This window comes from Acidithiobacillus sp. HP-11 (assembly GCF_015100075.1).
Taxonomy (GTDB): domain Bacteria; phylum Pseudomonadota; class Gammaproteobacteria; order Acidithiobacillales; family Acidithiobacillaceae; genus Acidithiobacillus; species Acidithiobacillus thiooxidans.
Window position 1 is genome coordinate 1 of sequence record NZ_JACKYY010000049.1, and the last position, 17,776, is coordinate 17,776.

Genomic DNA, 17,776 nt, shown 5'->3' on the forward strand with positions numbered 1-17,776 from the left:
GATTAACACCTGGGTCAGTACGGGGGCCTCTCTGGCCCTGGCAAGGCTGGCCAGGCATAACGGGGTCACTAAGCGCGAGATGCTGGAACAGGTCTTGATGGCTGAGGAGGCCCGCGTGACATCGGGTATGGAGGAGGCTGAGCAGACGGCTTACGACAGCGTATTACGCAGTAATGGGGTTTCCAAAGGGGCATAGCACCTTGGCCGAAGAAGCCATAACATTAAAACGAAGTGTAATGTTATGGCCTAGTAGGTTATGTTCCTTTGCGGATACCCTGCTATAATGAGCCAGCACCCCCCTATCAGGAGGCCCCCATGAGCCTGACAGTCAGCATCCGTATTCGACGATTAACGGCCTCGCAAGTCATCGGGCAAAACCGCCATGACTTGCGGCAGGCGATCCCTGGATACGTGGATCAGGAGCGCACGGCAGACAATGACATCCTCCTCGCGCCGGCCAATCCGACCACACTGCGCCAAACCTGCTCAGAACGCCGGGCACAACGGAATTGCCAACGCATCCTGAAAAGCAATGCGGCTATTGCCATGGGGGGCATCATCACGTTTGGTACGGAAGCCCAGGCGGTCATTCTGGCCTTACCGAAGGCCGACCAGCGGGCCATGTACCAGTCAGTTGCCCAGCAGCTGGCCGAGCGGCTCAATACGACCCTGACGGGGTTAGTGGTACACAACGACGAGGCGGCACCGCATGCCCATTTCCAGATGCCGGGGTATGACCGCGACGGGGTACCGCTGTCCAAGACGGTAACCCGTGAGGTCACCCGCCAGCTGCAAGACATTGCGGGCGAAGTCCTGGCCGCGCGGGGGCTGAACATCACGCGCGGGAAAGCGAAGCAGGAACGGGTGAAAGACGAGGAAGATTGGTCAAAAATCATCCATCGATCCGTGCAACAGCTCCATGATGACCTACCTGCCGAGATAGCCACCGCAGAACAGCGCCGTGCTGAGGCCGAACGAGAAGCTGCTGAAGCCGAAATAAGACGTGAAAAGAATGAAACCTTAGCAACAAAGGCGCGACAGGATTCAGAAGCGGGCCGGGGCGACGCGGAAAAGGTCCAGAAAAGACTGGCGGCGTATGAACGCCGCCAGACAGATGCGGAAGCCAAGATAAAGGCCCTGGAACAGGAACAGGCGGATCTGGAGGTGGCCATTGCCCGGAAACAGAAAACGGCAGGGCACATCCAGGGAGAGATGCCCCATCTGGTTTCGGCCAAAAAGCGGTTATCGAAGAACCTGACGGTCACCCCGGAGGACCTGGCGGATTATCACCAGCAAGTGGCGGGGTACATTCGGGATGAGATAGCGGCCAAGGTAGAAAGTGCGGTCCAGGCGGAAAAAGCCCGTATTGTGCAGCGGGAACAGGCCGTCCGCGCCCAAGAAAGCCAGATGAATGGGCAAGAGGCAGAGCTGCAAGCGTGGCACGAAACCCTGAATACCCGAGAAAAGCGATTAACGAGCTACGATGCGGCTAATGACGAAAACCAAAAGCTCCGGCATCGACTGGACATGGTGGGGATGCATGTCGGGAGTATTCTGGGGATCCAAAATGCGAGCATGAATCGGGGTAAAGTGTTGAAAGCCGTTGAAGCGTCCTCCTCGATGGAGAGCTTTCAAAAGGCGTTGGCCGAACAGAAGCTGAACTTGGGGGTGAGTCGTCGGAATGGGCCGGGAGACTAGGGAGATTGAAGGCCGTTACTGCGTAACGTTTTTTCGGGGGCACTTGGGCATTATTTGGGCAAAGTGGCCAGATTCGGCCGATTCAAAAACCACAAACCCTCATGGATACTGGGTTCAGTGTCAGGCAGACGCGCGGATTGGTAATCCGGGGGTCTGGGAATAGTCGTTACTGTAACGATATATAGAGGCTTGTCACGTAATATAAAACCAGTCATAACTCTCAAAAACGACCAGCTTTTATTTCACGCCTTCGTGAAGGTATCCATATATATATTCTGGAAATACACTTTTTTCTACCCACCATGATTCAAATATACATTTTTTTATTTCAACAGGTTGAGATAGCTTTCCCCATCCAGTTATCTCTGGAGATAAAATAGGTATTTGAAAGGCCTTGTTCTGAGGGCCGCATAAAATAACTAGCGTCATATCACCTATTCTTGAATGGTAAATACCTCCAATGGTGATGGTGTCGGATACGATTGGTGTTATTTCTATTTTTTTAAGAAGTTCTTTATTTATAACTACAGGAGCAAGCTCGCTCAGATCTTCTATATTTGTGTTCCAAAAATGCACTATTTTATGAGATATGTGCGTATATTCTAACCCTAAATAATTTGAAAGAATTTCTTTTTTTTCTAAAGATAACCTGTTTGGTGTGCCTCCTAACCATCCAGATAGTCCGCCGGGGTCAAGTTGCAGGGCTTTCGCTATACCAGATAATTTCTCGCTACGCAGGACAATAATAGCCTTTGCAGCCAATCGAAACTGCTCATCTTCGTTTGCGCTTTGTTTTTTGTATGGCATGTCGATCAATTAGAATGGGCCGCTGTCATAATGATAGCGGCCCATCTTTTACTGATTAACTAATCAGAATCCAGCCTGGAACTGCAACATTAAGGTGTTGTAGGCCATGCCATTAATGGGAGCGCCGGTAGCACTAAAAACGCCTCCCTGAGTGTTTGTACCAAACTTACCTTGACGCGCAGTTGGGATAATGTAATTCAACTGAACCTCGGCAGCATGCGGATTGTTGGGATTGACGAAATAGTTCAACCCGACAGTCGTGTTGTCGATTTTTGCATCGTACCCGCTGTGGTTATTGATACTGAAGGAATCGAAGCGTACTGCAGGTTCAATATCTAACCATGAGGGCGTTAGCGTCATCTGGTGCAGGTTCACACCCAAGCCTACGTTCCAGTCAGTAGCTAGCATCCCATTATTGTTGTAACCGTAGTTGACACCAAAACTACGTCCGGAGGTCATGTTGGTATAAGAAGCCACATAGTGAATGCCCATCAGCCCGCCATGGATACCCACGTTCCAAGTGTATATGGCAGTTTGCGATAGTCCACCGGGAACATAACTTCCATTTGGCGTGGAGCCTAGGCTCATACGTGAACCACTCAGTTCCGCTTTAAGCAGCGGCCCCATGAAATCGTAACCTAAACGAGCAAAGGCAATATAATTGCCACTACCATTCAAGTAACCGCTCTGGCCACTTCCGAACGGCATGGAGCCGTTTGCAGTCCAGTTGTAAGCGTTGTAGGCATCCAGCGATGTATCATCAGCGAAACCTACAGCGTAGCCTATACCTGTTCCCATCACGTCATTGGCATGGATCATAGCACCTGCGGACCGGCCTGGAAGTAATGACTGAGCCATGCTACGGAATACGAAAGGCAACTCGTTACCTGCTTTACTCACGTACTCGTTACCCACAGGCAGTTTGAACTTGCCGACTTCGAGTTGAGCAAAAGGTACGGGCGCATAATTCAACCATGCGTTAATGATGGAGGCGTTCCCGCCATTTCCAAGGCCATCATTCAGCAAATTGCCTCCGACATAAGTATTGCCGCTGATCGCAGCATTATCCCAACCAGCCTCAATGTTGTAGGTCACACCAGGAACAGCTTCACCCTTGACGCCCAGGCGAATACGGTTGGCACCGAAAATCAAGCCATTCGATCCTGGGGCGGATCCATTCGTTGATGTTCCCCACTGCTGAGCACCAGTGATCTGAGCGTAACCATACAGGATGGGGCCAGTGTCATTATTGCTATTTGCTGGCGCGAACACGTTGTTCGTAGAAGCAAAAGCGACACCAGGGACTACAAAAGCCGCTGCTACTGCCAAAGCAATTAAATTCTTTTTCATTTGATACTCCTCCTGAAACAAGTTAGAGGCTTGGCTCCACCCCAAGAACACGAGAGTGTATTTTTTTGCCTACCCCGTGTGGAAAGCATACAACAATATCAGGAAATCGCAAGGCACAATGATGGAAAGCCTAACGAAACCAGAAAAAGCACGAGCCAGACAACAGAGCCCGGCCCGTGAGGAGGAGTCTGATCATGAAAAATCAGAGTCGCTGTTAATCGTAGGTCGGTTCGGTACGGGATGCAAGAACAGTCCGGGTTTGTCGTTTTGCAATCAACAAGGGGAAATTTAGTTTTTGCTGCTCGCCGTTTTTGGGCTTACATCCCCACTCAGGGCATGAAATCGAGATGTTGGAATCAAGATGGGGTGTTGAGAACGTCAACCTGTTGATTGTCGGCGTTACAGCAAGGGTTGGAGCAGGCCACTCAAAAACGGCCAGTTGGGGAGATATTTATTCAAACGTGGAGATAAAAAAGGAGACGGCTATCCGTCTCCTATGTACCCTGAGGAGGGGTATGATTTTAGAAGTCGTAGCCGACTTGCAGACCGAATGAGTTTTCGGCGAGTGTGGCGCTGGCGTTTTCAGCTGCGTACGGAGAATAAGGAGAGGTGCCAGAGATGGTGTTTGCAAAGGAATGCATGTATGCCTCTGTGAGTTTCCAGCCCATTCCTAATTTTTGAGTCGAACCGAAAGTTACGGCATTCTGAACAACCGCAGGAAAAATCAGGTTGCTTGCGGTGTTTGCATTGCTGACTGGGTTAGATCCGTAACTGTAACCGGCCCGCACTTGCAGCCATTTATTTACATTGTATTGAGTACCAATATTGGCAACCCATTGATTGCTCCAATGCAACGGTAACGCGACACTTGATGCACCGTTAGACCAAGATGGCCCATAAATGTTGAAGTTGTTCATGGTCGCGTGCCAGTTTATCCACTGCCCCTCTACACTGATTAACCATTGCGGAATTGGGCGTATAGCCAATCCTAGAGCTACTTGCTGTGGGTAGTTTAGATGGCCGCTATATTGCCCGGCTCCACCGGTAACTGGGTGTGACAATGAGCCCGCAACCTCTCCTGTTTCCTGCCATGTCATAGGGGTAAAAATGATGGGAGATTTATATGTAAAGCCCAATGTAACCATGCTATTTACTTTGTAAAGTGCGCCTAGGGTTAATCCAACGCCATATGCCCATGATGGGCTTGCCAAGTTGAGGCCGGTATACGATGTAGATGGTGGGTAAGGTATGTTGTTGGGTCCCATCCCTCCGGGAGATGTGTGACCAATCGTTTGCTGAAATGATCCTTGTTCTGCGGCTATATTCAGAGAAGCTCCGACTGAGAGGTGATGGTTTACCTTCATAGCCATTGATGGAGCCATTTGCATGAACGTGATGCTGCTGTAGGCTTGCACAGTACCTAATGGTGTATTCGGTTGTATGTAGTTCACGCCAAGGCCTGATGTACCATATACGCCACCACCAAACACAATCCCATCACCAAATGCTGGAGCCACCCAACCGATTGCTGGCACCCCATAAATATTGCTGTGGCTCCCAATTTCTCCAAACCCAAAATTAGTTTTTCTAGTGGGGTTGAAAATTTCAGCGGAAAATGCGGCTTGCGGCGTCATATTGGCCAGTCCTGCAGGATTGCTGATAGCTGCTGATAAAGGATCATCAGGTGCTGCAACTACGGCACCACCCATGCCCATTGCATACTGGCCAATACCGATCAGTTGATATCCGTCGGTTGCGAAAGCTGTTGCTGACAGTCCCATGGATATGGCACCAATCACAGCAGCATGTAAAATGGTTTTTTTCATATTCTTCTCCTCACTAATCCCGTCTGAAATTAATACTCTTATCTAAGCTGGTGTTCTACACAGTGGAGAGTATCATCCCCTTGTGTCAGTATTGCAACACCTGTTGCAAGAAAAGTATTGATACCCGCAAAAGATTATAAAATATTAGCATAACAACATAAATTGATACTGCTCAGGTCTGATTTCATGGTGTACTATTCATCCATTAACGAGGTAAAAATATAACTGTGGAGAAAACCAAGAATGGTTCATTATCATGAAGATACGACAGAATCTATTAAGTTAAAACTGATCGAATGTATTAGGGGTATGGTTGTGCAGAAAGGGTGGACGCAGACGGAATCGGCTAAAAACTTGAATATCTCACGGAGTCGATTTTGTAGAATTATGGGTGGACAAACCAAAGATATCAGCGAATGGCGGCTAATGCAGTGTCTTACCATGTTGGGAAGTGATATCAAAATTTTTATAGTCCCAACACAGTGTAGCCAAGGAAAAATCGAGATAGTAGACATTAATGTACCGCTCAAACAAGAACAAAACTCTGTGTGATTAGGTGTGATGGGACAGAATGCGTCATTCTGTCTCGTGGGCGTTTTTCTCTCTGTCGCTAATGTACTGATTCTCCTAATACCCGGCAAGCTGAAAAACCGGGTATCATGAGACATTACAAACGCCGTGGAGATTTTGCCTGTGTCCGAACCCCGAAAACGTACCCCCAAAACCCCGAAAAAACCCCAGAAGGCGCCCGAGCAGCTGGGCTTTTTTGAATCTACCCCGGAAGTCATAGAGGCCGTGGCCACGGCAGAACCCCTGCTGCCGGAATCGGCACCGGAAGTCCCTTCTCCTGTCGTGAATACACCGGCTCGCCGCCGGGCGGCGGCAGAAGCGGATCGCAAGCATCTGACGCCGCTGGAAGTGGATCGTCTGCTCCAGGCCGCCAAGGACAACCTCCGGACGGGGATACGGGATCGTTGTCTGATCTTCCTGATGTTCCGCCATGGCCTGCGAGTGACAGAGGCCTGCGCCATGCGTCTGGACCAGGTGGATCTGGACAGCCGGATTCTCCATGTCGAACGCCTCAAGGGGGGATTGTCCACGACTCAGCCCTTACGGGCCGAAGAACTCCGGATGCTGAAAAGCTGGCTGCAGGAGCGGTCGCGCTGGTTGCGGCAGTGGGACCGGGGGAAAAGCCGCTCAGGGACGGTGCCCCTGGACCGTCAGGCGCTGTTTTTGAGCGCCCGAGGGGCTGCCCTCTCCCGCAAGACCTTCTGGGCCTTGTTGCGGCGCTATGGCGAGGAAGCGGGACTGTCGCTGCCACCGCATCCGCACATGCTGCGTCATGCCTGCGGTTTTGCTTTGGCTGACCAGGGCGCGGACACCCGGCTGATTCAGGACTATCTGGGGCACCGGAATATCCAGCATACCGTGCGCTATACCGCTACCAATGCCCAACGCTTTGAAAAATTGTGGCGGTGATTGATATGTCATCCTAAGATGACATATGGTGACATATTGAGTTACGGAGAATGACATGGCTAAAGTGACAATCTCGGAAGCGGCTAGATTGGTCGGAGTGGCTAGGCAAAACCTATATAAAAACTACATAAATGAAGGAAAAATAAGTATAGAAAGGGATCATTTGGACAAACCAAAGATTGACACCAGCGAGCTCATACGAGTTTTTGGTGAAATCAGGATGACACCAGAAAATACAGAAAAAAACCAGATGGTGACATATGAAAAAGATAGCTATGACAACGAAATACCTTCCTCAATTCAAGCAAAAGACGAAGTTATAGCCACCCTTCGATCTCAGTTAGCTGCGGCGGCTGATAGGGAAAGAAAAGCGGAAGAACGAGAGGCGTGGCTTCGCCAACACCTGGATGATGTTCAACGGCAGATTAAGTTGCTTACGCATGATGGGGGTAGTAATCAGGTTGCCATGATAAAATCGTGGTGGCGATTTTGGGGATGAGTAGCTTGTTTGGCACCAGAAGTGATATATTAAATCATGGCTGATAAGAAGCTCGTTGATGAGGTTCATCATATTTCCAGAAAGCGAGGGAATGGGCAGCTGCGCCGGGAAGTGTGGGTGGATGAAAGGGGCGAAGTAACGCGGTACAACCTAGCCTATATCAATCACGCGATATGCGCCGTGGATAATGGTCGTGTTGTGGGGTACGACAACCAGCATGGATACCACCATCGTCATTATTTCGGGGATATGCACCCAATAGATTTTGTCAGTTTTGAGGAAGTTGAAGCACGTTTTGAAGAGGATTGGATGGCCTTAAGGAGGCAATAAATATGTTACTGCAGGTAGCCAATGAAAAGATGTTCTTTGAACGTGGTAGGAAGGTTGCTCGTACAGCGGATGCCAAGCAGCCCATTTCCGAAGAAAAGATCATTAGTTTTGAAGACCCCGCAGACTTGCTGCATTTGCTGACTACGACCCGGCTTGCACTGATGCAAGTGGTGTTAGAGAGACCACTTTCCATCACAGAGATTTCGGAACGTCTTGGGCGTGATCGTAGCGCTGTGAAGCGGGATATAGATTTATTAGCGGATTCCGGACTGGTTATCGTCGAGGAAAAACCGCTGCCTGGTCACGGACGAAAAAAAGAAGTGAGGCCTGCTGCGTATTCTCTTCGCCTGGAGGCTGTATTAGCGTGACCGGGCATCTTCGTTTTGATCGTTATGCGCAACGCGATTTTTTTGTGGCGGATATTTTTGATGCTTCCCCTAAGGACGATATCGTCAGCATGGAGCACCCAATATTTGCTTTAAAAACGGGCGATAGACGGTCTCGCATTTACGAACGTAATGGAGTGACGGTCACCGTTAAACCAGGTCATGACGGTTGTGCGACGATTCATGATAAGGACATCTGGATTTATTGTATCAGTCAACTTGTGGAAGCGATAAACCGTGATCGTTCAGATGTTGGTAGAGTTGTACGTTTCACTGCTTATGATTTTTTGGTGACTACCAATAGGCAGACCAGTGGAGAGGGGTACCGCCTTATGGGTGATGCTCTGGCCAGGTTAAGCGGAACCCGCATCGAAACGAATATTGAGACAGCAGGTAAACGTGAGCGTGCAGGGTTTGGATTGATTGACTCCTGGCGCGTCATTGAACGCGATGGCGATGACAAAATGATAGCTGTTGAGATTAGTCTGCCAGACTGGCTTTGCCGATCAGTTAGAGCCATGCACGTCTTGACGTTGAATAGGGATTATTTTCGGATACGTAAGCCAATCGATAGAAGGCTTTACGAGTTAGCAAGGAAGCACTGTGGAATACAGGCAAAGTGGTGCGTGACCACGAAAGTCCTCCATGAAAAAAGCGGGAGCCGAGACGCGATTAGAAATTTCCGCGTCGCCGTTAAAACGCTAGCAGAATCAGGTGATTTACCAGATTATCGCATTGTATGCGACCAAGAAAATGACACGGTAACGTTCTATGCCAAGGCCACAAAGGGAGCCATCGCCCAAATCAAGGACGTTCTCAAGTCCTCGTCAAAATAATTCGGCTGTGGATAATTCTCGTTTTTCTGTGGATAGGCACGTCATTTTACCTGCACTAATCTGTGGATAGGCACGTCATTTCACCTGCACTCTCATCGTCATTTCACCTGCAGCAATGCCCCTACAGGCCAATAACCATAAGGCTTTCAAAAACCGTAACGCGCGCGCGCGGTTTTAACTTAAAGAAAAGCTTTTAACGTCTCCGACGGTGGAAAAGCCAAAACCGAAACGACCGACAGGCAATGACAATGAGCGCCCGCTTGCCGCCTACGGCGCCGGGCGCAACCATCCCCCGGCGGGGACCAGCTGGTCCCCCTGTCCGCGCCTTCGGCTTGCCGGATCGACCCCCTTCGGGGACTACGTCCCCCACTGCTATGGCAGTGGCTCCCCCTCTAGTTTTACAAAGGAGGGGTAATTTTGGCGCAGAACGCGTTTTTAGTGGTTGAGCCATGGAAATGTACCAGAACGGGATTTGCGTCGTTTCTAGGGCAAATACAGGGCCTTTACGGCAGGTTCGCGCATGGTGGTTCAGGTTGTGATGTTTTTGTACGATGGTGTGACCATCTACAGGGACAATTGGCTCCGCGAAAACCCTTCTTTTTGTTTTTTGTGATATCCTATGAGATATGCTTAAAATCGTTCTCGATACCTCCGTACTGACCAGCGCCCTGCGTAGCAACCTGGGGGCCAGCCACGCGGTATTGCGGTTGATCGGTTTGGGGCAGATTGCCGTATTGGCAACGCCCGCTTTGTTCATGGAATACGAAGCAGTACTGACAAGGCCTGAGCAATTAGCGGTATCTCAGCTGACCCTCCAAGAGGTCAGTCGATTCCTGGACGCCTTTGCTGGCCTTTGCCGCCCGGTAGAGATTCATTTCCACTGGCGGCCACAACTCAACGACCCGAACGATGAAATGGTTCTGGAGGCCGCCGTAAATGGTCATGCCGATGCTTTGATTACTTTCAACATGGCGCACTTCGCGGTGGCTGCGCCACGCTTCAATCTTCCCCTATGGCTACCCAAACAACTTTTGATGGAGGTTCGCCAATGAACAAGGCCGCCTATGCCCTGAAACTGCCACAGTCCCTCAAGACCGCTGCACAACGGCTTGCACGGGAGGATGGGGTATCACTCAATCAGTGGATCACGGTCGCTCTCGCTGAAAAGGTCGGTGCCGTGGAAACGGCTGCCGACTTCTTCAAGCGGCGCGGCAGCAATGCAAGCCCTGCGGACTTTCAGACGATTCTGGACAAGGTCAGGAGTGACCCGCCAGCTAAAGGCGATGAGCTGCCGGATTTGTGATGGATTCTACCCTGAGCTTTATGCACATCCTCTGATGAGAATGAAGCAACGGATTTTTCAGGGGGTCGCCGTTATGTGGCATAACCACCTCAATCATCTAATATGACAGGCTAACTGAGTGATTTTAGCACGAACAGAAGGCACTTCACCGCATGATCCTTAAAGAACGAGACACCATCAGTGGACGCAAAAAAGCCATGGAACTGGATCTTCTGCTGTCCTGTCATCTCACGTCCGAGCACCGTCGCATAGTCGAGCAAGAGAAGTGGAAGCTACAAGCCGGAGAAAGTGCTGAAGATCAGGTTGCCTATGTGTAACGACCTGCATTTAAAAACGGTCGGACCTGCATTCAGCGGGTTTTTCGACCAGAGATAATTGCGACCAGCGGTGGCCTTAAACCAGAATTAACTGCGAATGAACCTGCATTCATCCATATCGACCTGCATTCCATTCCCACGAACCAGCATTAATTGCGAGTGACCATGCGGCGTAAGTCTAGTGCCGCAGAGGCGTGACTGGCCGCGCATAGACGCTATATCGGCAACCCCGCAGCAAGCATGCGCTCACGGATCTCTGCCGCACGTTTCGGTTCCAACTGATTACTGAACAACGCACGCACCTCCGTCGCCTTGGCGTCAAACTGCTCAACCATGTCCTTGAGACGATAGCCGTGGCGCGCCAGCGTTGGCTCCAGGTCGTCGAGCTGACGTGAGAGCACCGCTCCCACTAATTCCGACGTTATCGGTTTCTCGCCCGTCTGATAACCGGCTTCGAGCGCCAATGTCAGGTGCAGTTGGACCTGTAGCGGGGTGCGCAGCTTCGTGGCGAGGAGGTCAATCGCGTCTGTCGTCAGAATAAATTCGGGCCCGGCCTCAGCCTTGTTTCCGGTGCTTGTCATCGGTGGATACCCGTGCGTAGCCAATCAGCATAGCGTTCAGTCCAATAAGTCACGAGATTCGAGTATAGCCGGACCTTGAATATTGGAAAGGGTTTGTGAGGTGCCGAATGGCAGATTTCAGCGAGGTTCAGAGCCCGGCCTGGGGGAGTGCAATAAACCCCCGTTTTTTGGACCGGTAGAGTGGGTATCCAGGCATCTGGTCACTCGCAATTAATGCTGGTTCGTGGGAATGGAATGCAGGTCGATATGGATGAATGCAGGTTCATTCGCAGTTAATTCTGGTTTAAGGCCACCGTTGGTCGCAATTATCTCTGGTCGAAAAACCCGCTGAATGCAGGTCCGACCGTTTTTAAATGCAGGTCGTTACACCTATGATCTCAATTTTCGCTTCAGGGAATATGAAAACTGGTTACTGCTCCATGACCTGCGCCTGGTCGATGGCCATGATGTTGCACAGATTGACCATCTGCTGATCGTGCGCACGCTGGATTTTTTTGTTCTGGAAACCAAAAATTACGCCAGAGGCGTACGCATTTCTCCTCAAGGGGAATTTGAAGCCTATCCCAAGGAAGGAGATCCTTATCCCATAGACTCTCCTGTCGCTCAAAATGATCGGCATATCCTGCTGTTGCAGCGACTGCTCAAACGGCACAACGTCCTCCCGCACCGTATCGGTCTGGCGCAACCGATCTTTCACAACTACGTGCTCATCTCCGGTCGGGGACGTATTGATCGTCCGACACCGGACAGTTTTCCCAACGTGATCAAGGGAGATCTTTTCCACGAGAACGTGGTGCGTCGATTCCAGAAGACCTTCACTTTTCGGGATGCCGTTCAGCGCTTACCCCAGGTTGTCAGCCGGGATACCCTCCAGTCCATAGGTCAACAAATCGCCGCATGGCATCAACCGGCACCCTATCCGAATTACCGCAAACGCTTTGGAATTTCTGAGGATGAAATACAGGGCACGAGGCAGGCGCCATCCAGTGCATTGGATAATCAGGACCCTGATGTTCCCTCTCTACGGGAGCAGTCAAAGCCGTCGGAAGACACCACAAAGGCAACCAAGTTTTGCTTTCAATGTAGGGCACTCATTAGCCAGGAGGAAGCCTCTTTTTGTTTTATGCGTAAGGACCGATTTGGTGGGCGGGCATACTGTCGGGTACATCAGAAACAGTTCCCATAGTAGAAACAGCTTACTCATCCATCTGCTTAAGTCGCAGCAAGTCACATAATAATAAGCGCATCATAATACAGATTCCAATGTACCTAGAACGACAAACCGTTTAAGCTAAAAAAACAAGCTTTAAGAGGCTTTAATCATGACCGACAATATTGAAAACCTCCTTCTGGAGCATCTTCGCGCCATTCGCTCAGATCAGTCTGCTATGCGCGACGACATCCGCGAAATAAATTCAAGGCTGATCAGCCTTGAACGGACAATGGCAGGCAACTATGCGGATATTGTTGGTCAGCATTCAGGTCGGGGAGACTAAAAATGGCAGAAGAAATCGAAAACATCATACTGGAACACCTGAAACGCTTTCAGGTCGGGCAAGATCGTATCGAGCGCAAGCTGGAAGAAGTCGTGACCCGCTTAGGAGCCTTGGAGGTGAGTGTTGCGAGTGTACGCCGCGACATTGCCCATAACGAAGAGAACACAGCAGCCATGAGTGTGCGCATGGATCGTCTGAATGAACGCATAGACCGTATCGAGCGCCGCCTGGAGCTGTCCTGATCCGGCATAAAATGAACGGCCTCTGCTTTTTGTCTCATAAGTACCCGGACCAGGCAGTGTCTGGGTCCCGTTCAATCAACAGACTACGGACCTGGCCAGTCCTGCCCACGAGACAGAATGACGCATTCTGTCTCGTATTAAAAACAAAATTTGGAAAAACTTTGCTAATATAGGCGCTGCCACAAAATAATGGTCAGCGCTCTATAAAAACACTCAAATCACATAAATATCAATAGAAATATTTATAGGCGATTAAGCGGTTTTTTCAAAACTATTTCTTGTATAATTGTCATGAATAACTATACATGATCCCTACCCCAAAGCTAAATTGACTAGTCTGTGATGATGGCTCTTCAAATCCAGACTGATTAAATCCAGAAGCTCCATACATAAAATCTCTATAATCAACATCCGCATAAAGCCCAAGATTTTTGGAATTTATATAAGTGGCTTTCAGTCCGGCAGTATAATACGGCCTATCTGAAAGGCTAAACTTTTGCTCAGCAGGGGAATTATATTTCACCACATAATAAGGATTAGTTTTTCCAGAAAGGCTAGCAAAAACAACCTCTCCAATTCCACCATGGAACGACAAAGAAAGATCATTGGTTATAGCGTATTGAAATAAGCCACCTACGCCAACATAGGCATTGCTATAATTTTCAGGATCAGCCACTCCATTAGGTACCGATCTATGCCACCAGCGGTATCCACCCATGACATATGGTGTTATTCCAAACGAATTAGTTAATAAAAATGTTTTTCCAAATCGGACGTGCACATTGTTTTCTGTGTGGCCAGCCTTCTCTGAAAAATTCCCTTCGCTATATGTCACTTTTCCACTGGCATAGCTGTAACCAAAATCACCATATATTCCATTTATACCAAACAAAGTGGTATCTACATTTGCCCCAACATGGAATCCTGGTGTCCACCCGTTTTCAACATCTGCAGGAGATTGGAGTGTTTCTGCATAGTTGCTATGAATATCATTGAAACCAATTGATACTGAGTTATTGGCTTTCAATATTGGGCTGTCAGATGGCTGATAACTTGTTGCTGCTATTGCCACTGCAGGCAACGAAAGACCAAAAAAGACGGTTACTGCAAATGCGACTTGTTTCATATAATACATCCCCTTTCTCTATGATCGCTAATGGTTATATTAGCATTTACAACTATTAGGCGATTTCCCAAATTTTGCAGAGATCACGGTCAAGAAATCAGATGGCTCCATCTTGCAACAGGCCGTTTTTGAGATGCATAACCAGTCGCGTCGTATCGTTACCGTAACGGCCATGAATGAGACCAGCGGATTGATAATCCGCTGGTCTGATCGGTCCAACTATCAGTAAAAATAGGCATTGCAGCAGGCAATATGCCGTGAAACTGGGCGTTTTGCCCAAATATCGCCCAAGTGTCCTCCGAAAATCGCCTTATTTGCGACTTGTCACGATATTTATTCGTTACGCAGTAACTATGGTTTTCGTACCGTTGAAATTCAGCAGCTGCTGCTTGACCGGTCGCGGTCAGCGCGGTAGCCTGACTACTCCAACGCCATCATCTTTTTAAAGATGAAAACAGCTTTTGGCAAAAGCGACGCAATAGTCCGATGTATATGGACCAAACCACGAGCCCCTTTCTGTACGCAGGGGCGTGCATGATTCCTGTTGTCTGCAATCTGTGCCCTGATAGCGACCCCACGGGATAATCGCGAAACCTCAACGCAGCGCGACAGCGATGGATGATTCTTGTCTAATCCTCATAACGCCCGTGGCCTTTCGATGCGCTGATCGCCCAAGCGACTGCGCAGCCAGGAGCGGATGTTCCACCACAAAATTATCGTAGCCACCCCCGTCCGTCTCTGTAGCATCGCACAGAGACGGACGGCTGAAAGCCCCGCCATTACTGCTTTACAGCACCATTTCGCCGCGTGAAAACGCGTGAAATGGGCAGGGCACCCGCCAATCACATCGATGTAGATGGAGGCTCGCACCCCATATGAGGGTGCGGGTACGTCTAGCCAGCGCTCCGGAGTCGATCTGATCGCACCCCATACAAACAGATAAGCGCGCCGCCGTCGCGCTGAACAAGATACGGCCCCCCTACAGCTTGCCGCGAGCTTAGTCGCGTGCGCATGCCTCCAGAGCATGCACTCAAATTCACCGACCTGATGGGCTCGGTGGGGGGACGTCTTTTCCTGTTTGAAGCACTGTCTGCAGATGGTGCCCCTTCACCGGGCCTTTCGGGTCGCGACAGGAAAAGACCTGCATCGACACAACACGTTGTTCACCAAAAATGAAAGCCTATTCCGGATTGCAAAATCCCCGATGATCTACCGCAGAGTGATCTGTGGCAGATCTTTTTTCATTGCGCATTATTCCAGTGCGCAATGAAAAAAGGTTGTTTTTATCCCCTCCATGGGGAGGGGGTAATTTGTCCATTACACACTTTTTATGAGGATATTTTTATGTCACGAAATTATGGGATTGGTCATCGCGATATGTCGGTCGCGGGGAAGATCTTTTTAGAACGGTCTTATCATCAAAAAGGTATTAGCGGCGACTCACTGGGGACCATCGCGGAGCGCTGGTCCCAATTCGTGCGCTACATCAAATACAATAAAGAGAATGGCATCGGCCGCATGGAGAAAATAACCCGGGATTCGGTGCTTGAGTACGCAAGGCATCTCGCCGATAAAGTCGATGCCGAAGAGATGAAGGCTAGTTACGCACAGAACCTCGTGAGCGCGATTAACTCGGTCCTGAAAAACACGCCAAAGGACCGGCCTATGAAGAGGCCAGGACAGCTTTGCGGCAATCCGGCAATAAAGCCGGCGAAGCGCTTACCGGACTCGCCCGCGAAATCGGGCTGCGCTCGAAAGAGGCCTCTTTGCTCGATGCCCGAAACGCCCTGGCAGAAGCCCAGCGCAGCGGGAAAGTTACGGTAACGCTCGGCACGAAAGGCGGACGCCTGCGCGTCGTCCCCATAACAACCACCAGGCAGATGGAGGCTTTGCGCGATGCCGCCGCCGCGCAGAGTCAGCGGCGCAGTCTGATGCCCACAGAGGCCAACTGGAAGACCTGGCGCGCCGGGGGACTGCGTAAGATCCGCGAAACGATGCAGCAGTATACCGGAGGCGGGTTACATGATTTGCGTGCAGCTTATGCCTGCGATCGCTATAAAGCGCTCACCGGCCATGATGCGCCCGTTATCGTCGGGCGCGTCCTGGATCGCGCCGCCGATCTAGCCGCCCGTCAGCAGATTGCCCGCGAGCTCGGGCACGGGCGCATTGATGTGGTCAGCAGCTATATCGGAGGGCGGTCATGAGTCATCTTCTGGTCCAGGAAGTCGCCAAGCTTTCCCAAGGCTATATTCGTCGCGGCGGTAAGCGGAATCGCCGGCAACAGCAACACCGGATGCTGAGTTTCGCCGACCATGCCGCTGCCAACGGCACCAAAACCCTCGCTGAGGTAGGGGGAAAGCAGGTCATCCAGTACTGGAAGGCACATGCGCATTTAGCGGAAAAGACGCTCTACAATCACTGGCGCGCGCTTTGTGTGCTCTGGAGTCTGTCTGGTAAGGCAGGAAAGCCTCCCAAGCCGACAAAATGGACGGAAGCGGGTTGAAGTCATGCAATGTAGAGATCAACAATCTGTAACAAAATGATCATGAACATGTTTTTTATAGTAAAAAATAGCGGCGTTTTGATATATAGCATTTTCCAGCTATTTTTTGCTATTTTCCCGGCGGTCTCGTTACGGCGTAACATCCTGCATGTAGGGGGTTGAACCACAAACCGCCGAAATTTCCGTCACTCCATATCCAGTCCATCGAGCAGCGCATCCAAGTCAATCGTCTTGCCGCCATCCGCAAAGGTGTAATGTCCGCCCAGCAGCAGGTGCCGCCATGCCACCGGCGAGGTTGATGTGATGAGTGCCAGGGCCTTTGGTTTGCCATGACAGACTCTATAGGCCAGCGCATCAGCCAAGCCGGGGCGGTCGGCTTTGGCCCCGGAAGCCGTGCCCTCGAAAACGCGCGCGCAGCCTGCCTTGCGTAGCGCATCCGTCTGTAAGGCGGTGTCCTGTTCCGCCGTCGAGACCCGCGCATAGCCGATCAGTGCCATTTGCCGCCTCTTTTTGTCCGTCATCCTGTCCGTCTATCTTGATGTCCGACAATCCCATTATGCAAGCATTTTACCGGACAGTTTCCGGCATGGCCGACTAACGGTCGTTTTTGGGACAACGCAGCAAGTCGGGGTTTAGGGAGCAATGGAACGGAAAACCCCGGGTTGGATCTCGCTATTATTACGCAGTAATATTATGGTATAGTCACATTACTGCGTAACCTATTCAGGAGAAAACCCCTATGTCTAAAACCGCTGCTGAGATCCAAGCCGATTATCGCGCCAGACGGCCTTTTGCAGGCGCGGATAACAACGGAGAACGTCGGATTAACACCTGGGTCAGTACGGGGGCCTCTCTGGCCCTGGCAAGGCTGGCCAGGCATAACGGGGTCACTAAGCGCGAGATGCTGGAACAGGTCTTGATGGCTGAGGAGGCCCGCGTGACATCGGGTATGGAGGAGGCTGAGCAGACGGCTTACGACCACGCGGGCCTCCTCAGC

General features: G+C 50.5%; 23 protein-coding genes and 1 pseudogene. 18 read left to right on the top strand and 6 right to left on the bottom strand.

The genetic code is table 11. The features are described 5' to 3' along the window. Both H7F08_RS12765 and H7F08_RS12770 read left to right on the top strand, forming a co-directional pair. Positions 1-196: hypothetical protein (locus tag H7F08_RS12765; protein ID WP_227487874.1), on the top strand; the 196-nt coding region annotated here is incomplete at its 5' end. 119 nt (positions 197-315) lie between these two features. Beyond that, complete coding sequence (locus tag H7F08_RS12770) at positions 316-1,698, top strand: plasmid recombination protein (protein WP_193640739.1); 1,383 nt, start codon at positions 316-318, stop codon at positions 1,696-1,698. Between the two features lie 237 nt (positions 1,699-1,935). Here the strand turns inward: H7F08_RS12770 and H7F08_RS12775 are convergent, their stop codons facing one another. The 3 genes from H7F08_RS12775 to H7F08_RS12785 all read right to left on the bottom strand — a co-directional run bounded on the left by H7F08_RS12775 (position 1,936) and on the right by H7F08_RS12785 (position 5,681). Continuing rightward, positions 1,936-2,505: a hypothetical protein gene (locus H7F08_RS12775; RefSeq protein WP_193640740.1), complete on the bottom strand. Its 570-nt coding sequence runs from the start codon at positions 2,503-2,505 to the stop codon at positions 1,936-1,938. 63 nt (positions 2,506-2,568) lie between these two features. Beyond that, a complete protein-coding gene (locus tag H7F08_RS12780; protein ID WP_193640741.1) occupies positions 2,569-3,855 on the bottom strand; it encodes a porin in 1,287 nt (428 codons plus the stop codon). Positions 3,856-4,376: 521 nt separating this feature from the next. Continuing rightward, on the bottom strand, positions 4,377-5,681 hold the full coding sequence (locus H7F08_RS12785) for an OmpP1/FadL family transporter (protein ID WP_193640742.1): 1,305 nt from the start codon (positions 5,679-5,681) through the stop codon (positions 4,377-4,379). A gap of 243 nt (positions 5,682-5,924) precedes the next feature. Between H7F08_RS12785 and H7F08_RS12790 the strand changes: the two genes are divergently transcribed. From H7F08_RS12790 to H7F08_RS12830, 9 genes are all read left to right on the top strand, one after another. Further along, on the top strand, positions 5,925-6,233 hold the full coding sequence (locus tag H7F08_RS12790) for an XRE family transcriptional regulator (RefSeq protein ID WP_193640743.1): 309 nt from the start codon (positions 5,925-5,927) through the stop codon (positions 6,231-6,233). 141 nt (positions 6,234-6,374) lie between these two features. Next, a complete protein-coding gene (locus H7F08_RS12795) occupies positions 6,375-7,160 on the top strand; it encodes a tyrosine-type recombinase/integrase (RefSeq protein WP_319803973.1) in 786 nt (261 codons plus the stop codon). 55 nt (positions 7,161-7,215) lie between these two features. Beyond that, the gene (locus H7F08_RS12800) at positions 7,216-7,659 is read left to right on the top strand and encodes a hypothetical protein (RefSeq protein WP_193640744.1); all 444 of its coding nucleotides are present in this window, start codon (positions 7,216-7,218) and stop codon (positions 7,657-7,659) included. Positions 7,660-7,695: 36 nt separating this feature from the next. Beyond that, a complete protein-coding gene (locus tag H7F08_RS12805; protein ID WP_193640745.1) occupies positions 7,696-7,989 on the top strand; it encodes a DUF6516 family protein in 294 nt (97 codons plus the stop codon). A 2-nt stretch (positions 7,990-7,991) separates the two neighbouring features. Further along, a complete protein-coding gene (locus tag H7F08_RS12810; protein ID WP_193640746.1) occupies positions 7,992-8,357 on the top strand; it encodes an HTH domain-containing protein in 366 nt (121 codons plus the stop codon). After that, positions 8,354-9,211 (top strand): replication initiator protein A, encoded by an 858-nt coding sequence (locus H7F08_RS12815; protein ID WP_193640747.1) that lies wholly within the window; start codon positions 8,354-8,356, stop codon positions 9,209-9,211. The genes H7F08_RS12810 and H7F08_RS12815 overlap by 4 nt, the downstream gene beginning before the upstream one ends. Positions 9,212-9,837: 626 nt before the next feature. Further along, positions 9,838-10,263, top strand: coding sequence for a putative toxin-antitoxin system toxin component, PIN family (locus H7F08_RS12820; protein WP_193640748.1), 426 nt, complete (start codon positions 9,838-9,840; stop codon positions 10,261-10,263). Next, complete coding sequence (locus tag H7F08_RS12825) at positions 10,260-10,514, top strand: toxin-antitoxin system HicB family antitoxin (protein ID WP_031568596.1); 255 nt, start codon at positions 10,260-10,262, stop codon at positions 10,512-10,514. Before H7F08_RS12820 ends, H7F08_RS12825 begins: the two co-directional genes overlap by 4 nt. Before the next feature lie 152 nt (positions 10,515-10,666). After that, complete coding sequence (locus tag H7F08_RS12830) at positions 10,667-10,831, top strand: hypothetical protein (protein ID WP_193640749.1); 165 nt, start codon at positions 10,667-10,669, stop codon at positions 10,829-10,831. 215 nt (positions 10,832-11,046) lie between these two features. Here H7F08_RS12830 and H7F08_RS12835 read toward each other — a convergent pair whose 3' ends face one another. Beyond that, positions 11,047-11,412: a hypothetical protein gene (locus tag H7F08_RS12835; RefSeq protein WP_227487875.1), complete on the bottom strand. Its 366-nt coding sequence runs from the start codon at positions 11,410-11,412 to the stop codon at positions 11,047-11,049. Between the two features lie 331 nt (positions 11,413-11,743). Here H7F08_RS12835 and H7F08_RS12840 point away from each other — a divergent pair, with 331 nt between their 5' ends. The 3 genes from H7F08_RS12840 to H7F08_RS12850 all read left to right on the top strand — a co-directional run bounded on the left by H7F08_RS12840 (position 11,744) and on the right by H7F08_RS12850 (position 13,150). Beyond that, positions 11,744-12,598 (top strand): nuclease-related domain-containing protein, encoded by an 855-nt coding sequence (locus H7F08_RS12840; protein ID WP_193640750.1) that lies wholly within the window; start codon positions 11,744-11,746, stop codon positions 12,596-12,598. Between the two features lie 136 nt (positions 12,599-12,734). Next, entirely contained in the window at positions 12,735-12,908 is a 174-nt protein-coding gene (locus tag H7F08_RS12845; protein ID WP_193640751.1) for a hypothetical protein, read from the top strand. Between the two features lie 2 nt (positions 12,909-12,910). Continuing rightward, the gene (locus H7F08_RS12850) at positions 12,911-13,150 is read left to right on the top strand and encodes a hypothetical protein (protein ID WP_193640752.1); all 240 of its coding nucleotides are present in this window, start codon (positions 12,911-12,913) and stop codon (positions 13,148-13,150) included. Positions 13,151-13,439: 289 nt separating this feature from the next. Here the strand turns inward: H7F08_RS12850 and H7F08_RS12855 are convergent, their stop codons facing one another. Continuing rightward, on the bottom strand, positions 13,440-14,276 hold the full coding sequence (locus H7F08_RS12855) for a hypothetical protein (RefSeq protein ID WP_193640753.1): 837 nt from the start codon (positions 14,274-14,276) through the stop codon (positions 13,440-13,442). Positions 14,277-15,620: 1,344 nt separating this feature from the next. Between H7F08_RS12855 and H7F08_RS15545 the strand changes: the two genes are divergently transcribed. The 3 genes from H7F08_RS15545 to H7F08_RS12865 are packed head-to-tail and all read left to right on the top strand — an operon-like array spanning position 15,621 to position 16,779. Next, positions 15,621-16,100 (top strand): hypothetical protein, encoded by a 480-nt coding sequence (locus H7F08_RS15545; RefSeq protein ID WP_227487879.1) that lies wholly within the window; start codon positions 15,621-15,623, stop codon positions 16,098-16,100. Continuing rightward, entirely contained in the window at positions 16,022-16,480 is a 459-nt protein-coding gene (locus tag H7F08_RS12860; RefSeq protein WP_227487878.1) for an integrase domain-containing protein, read from the top strand. Before H7F08_RS15545 ends, H7F08_RS12860 begins: the two co-directional genes overlap by 79 nt. Further along, positions 16,477-16,779, top strand: a complete 303-nt coding sequence (locus H7F08_RS12865) for a hypothetical protein (RefSeq protein WP_193640755.1) — start codon at positions 16,477-16,479, stop codon at positions 16,777-16,779. Before H7F08_RS12860 ends, H7F08_RS12865 begins: the two co-directional genes overlap by 4 nt. 341 nt (positions 16,780-17,120) lie before the next feature. On the opposite strand, the pseudogene H7F08_RS12870 reads toward H7F08_RS12865, so the two are convergent. Further along, positions 17,121-17,276, bottom strand: a pseudogene (locus tag H7F08_RS12870) (recombinase family protein); the annotation flags it as partial. A gap of 242 nt (positions 17,277-17,518) precedes the next feature. Here H7F08_RS12870 and H7F08_RS12875 point away from each other — a divergent pair. After that, on the top strand, positions 17,519-17,776 hold a 258-nt coding region (locus tag H7F08_RS12875), incomplete at its 3' end, for a hypothetical protein (RefSeq protein ID WP_193640756.1).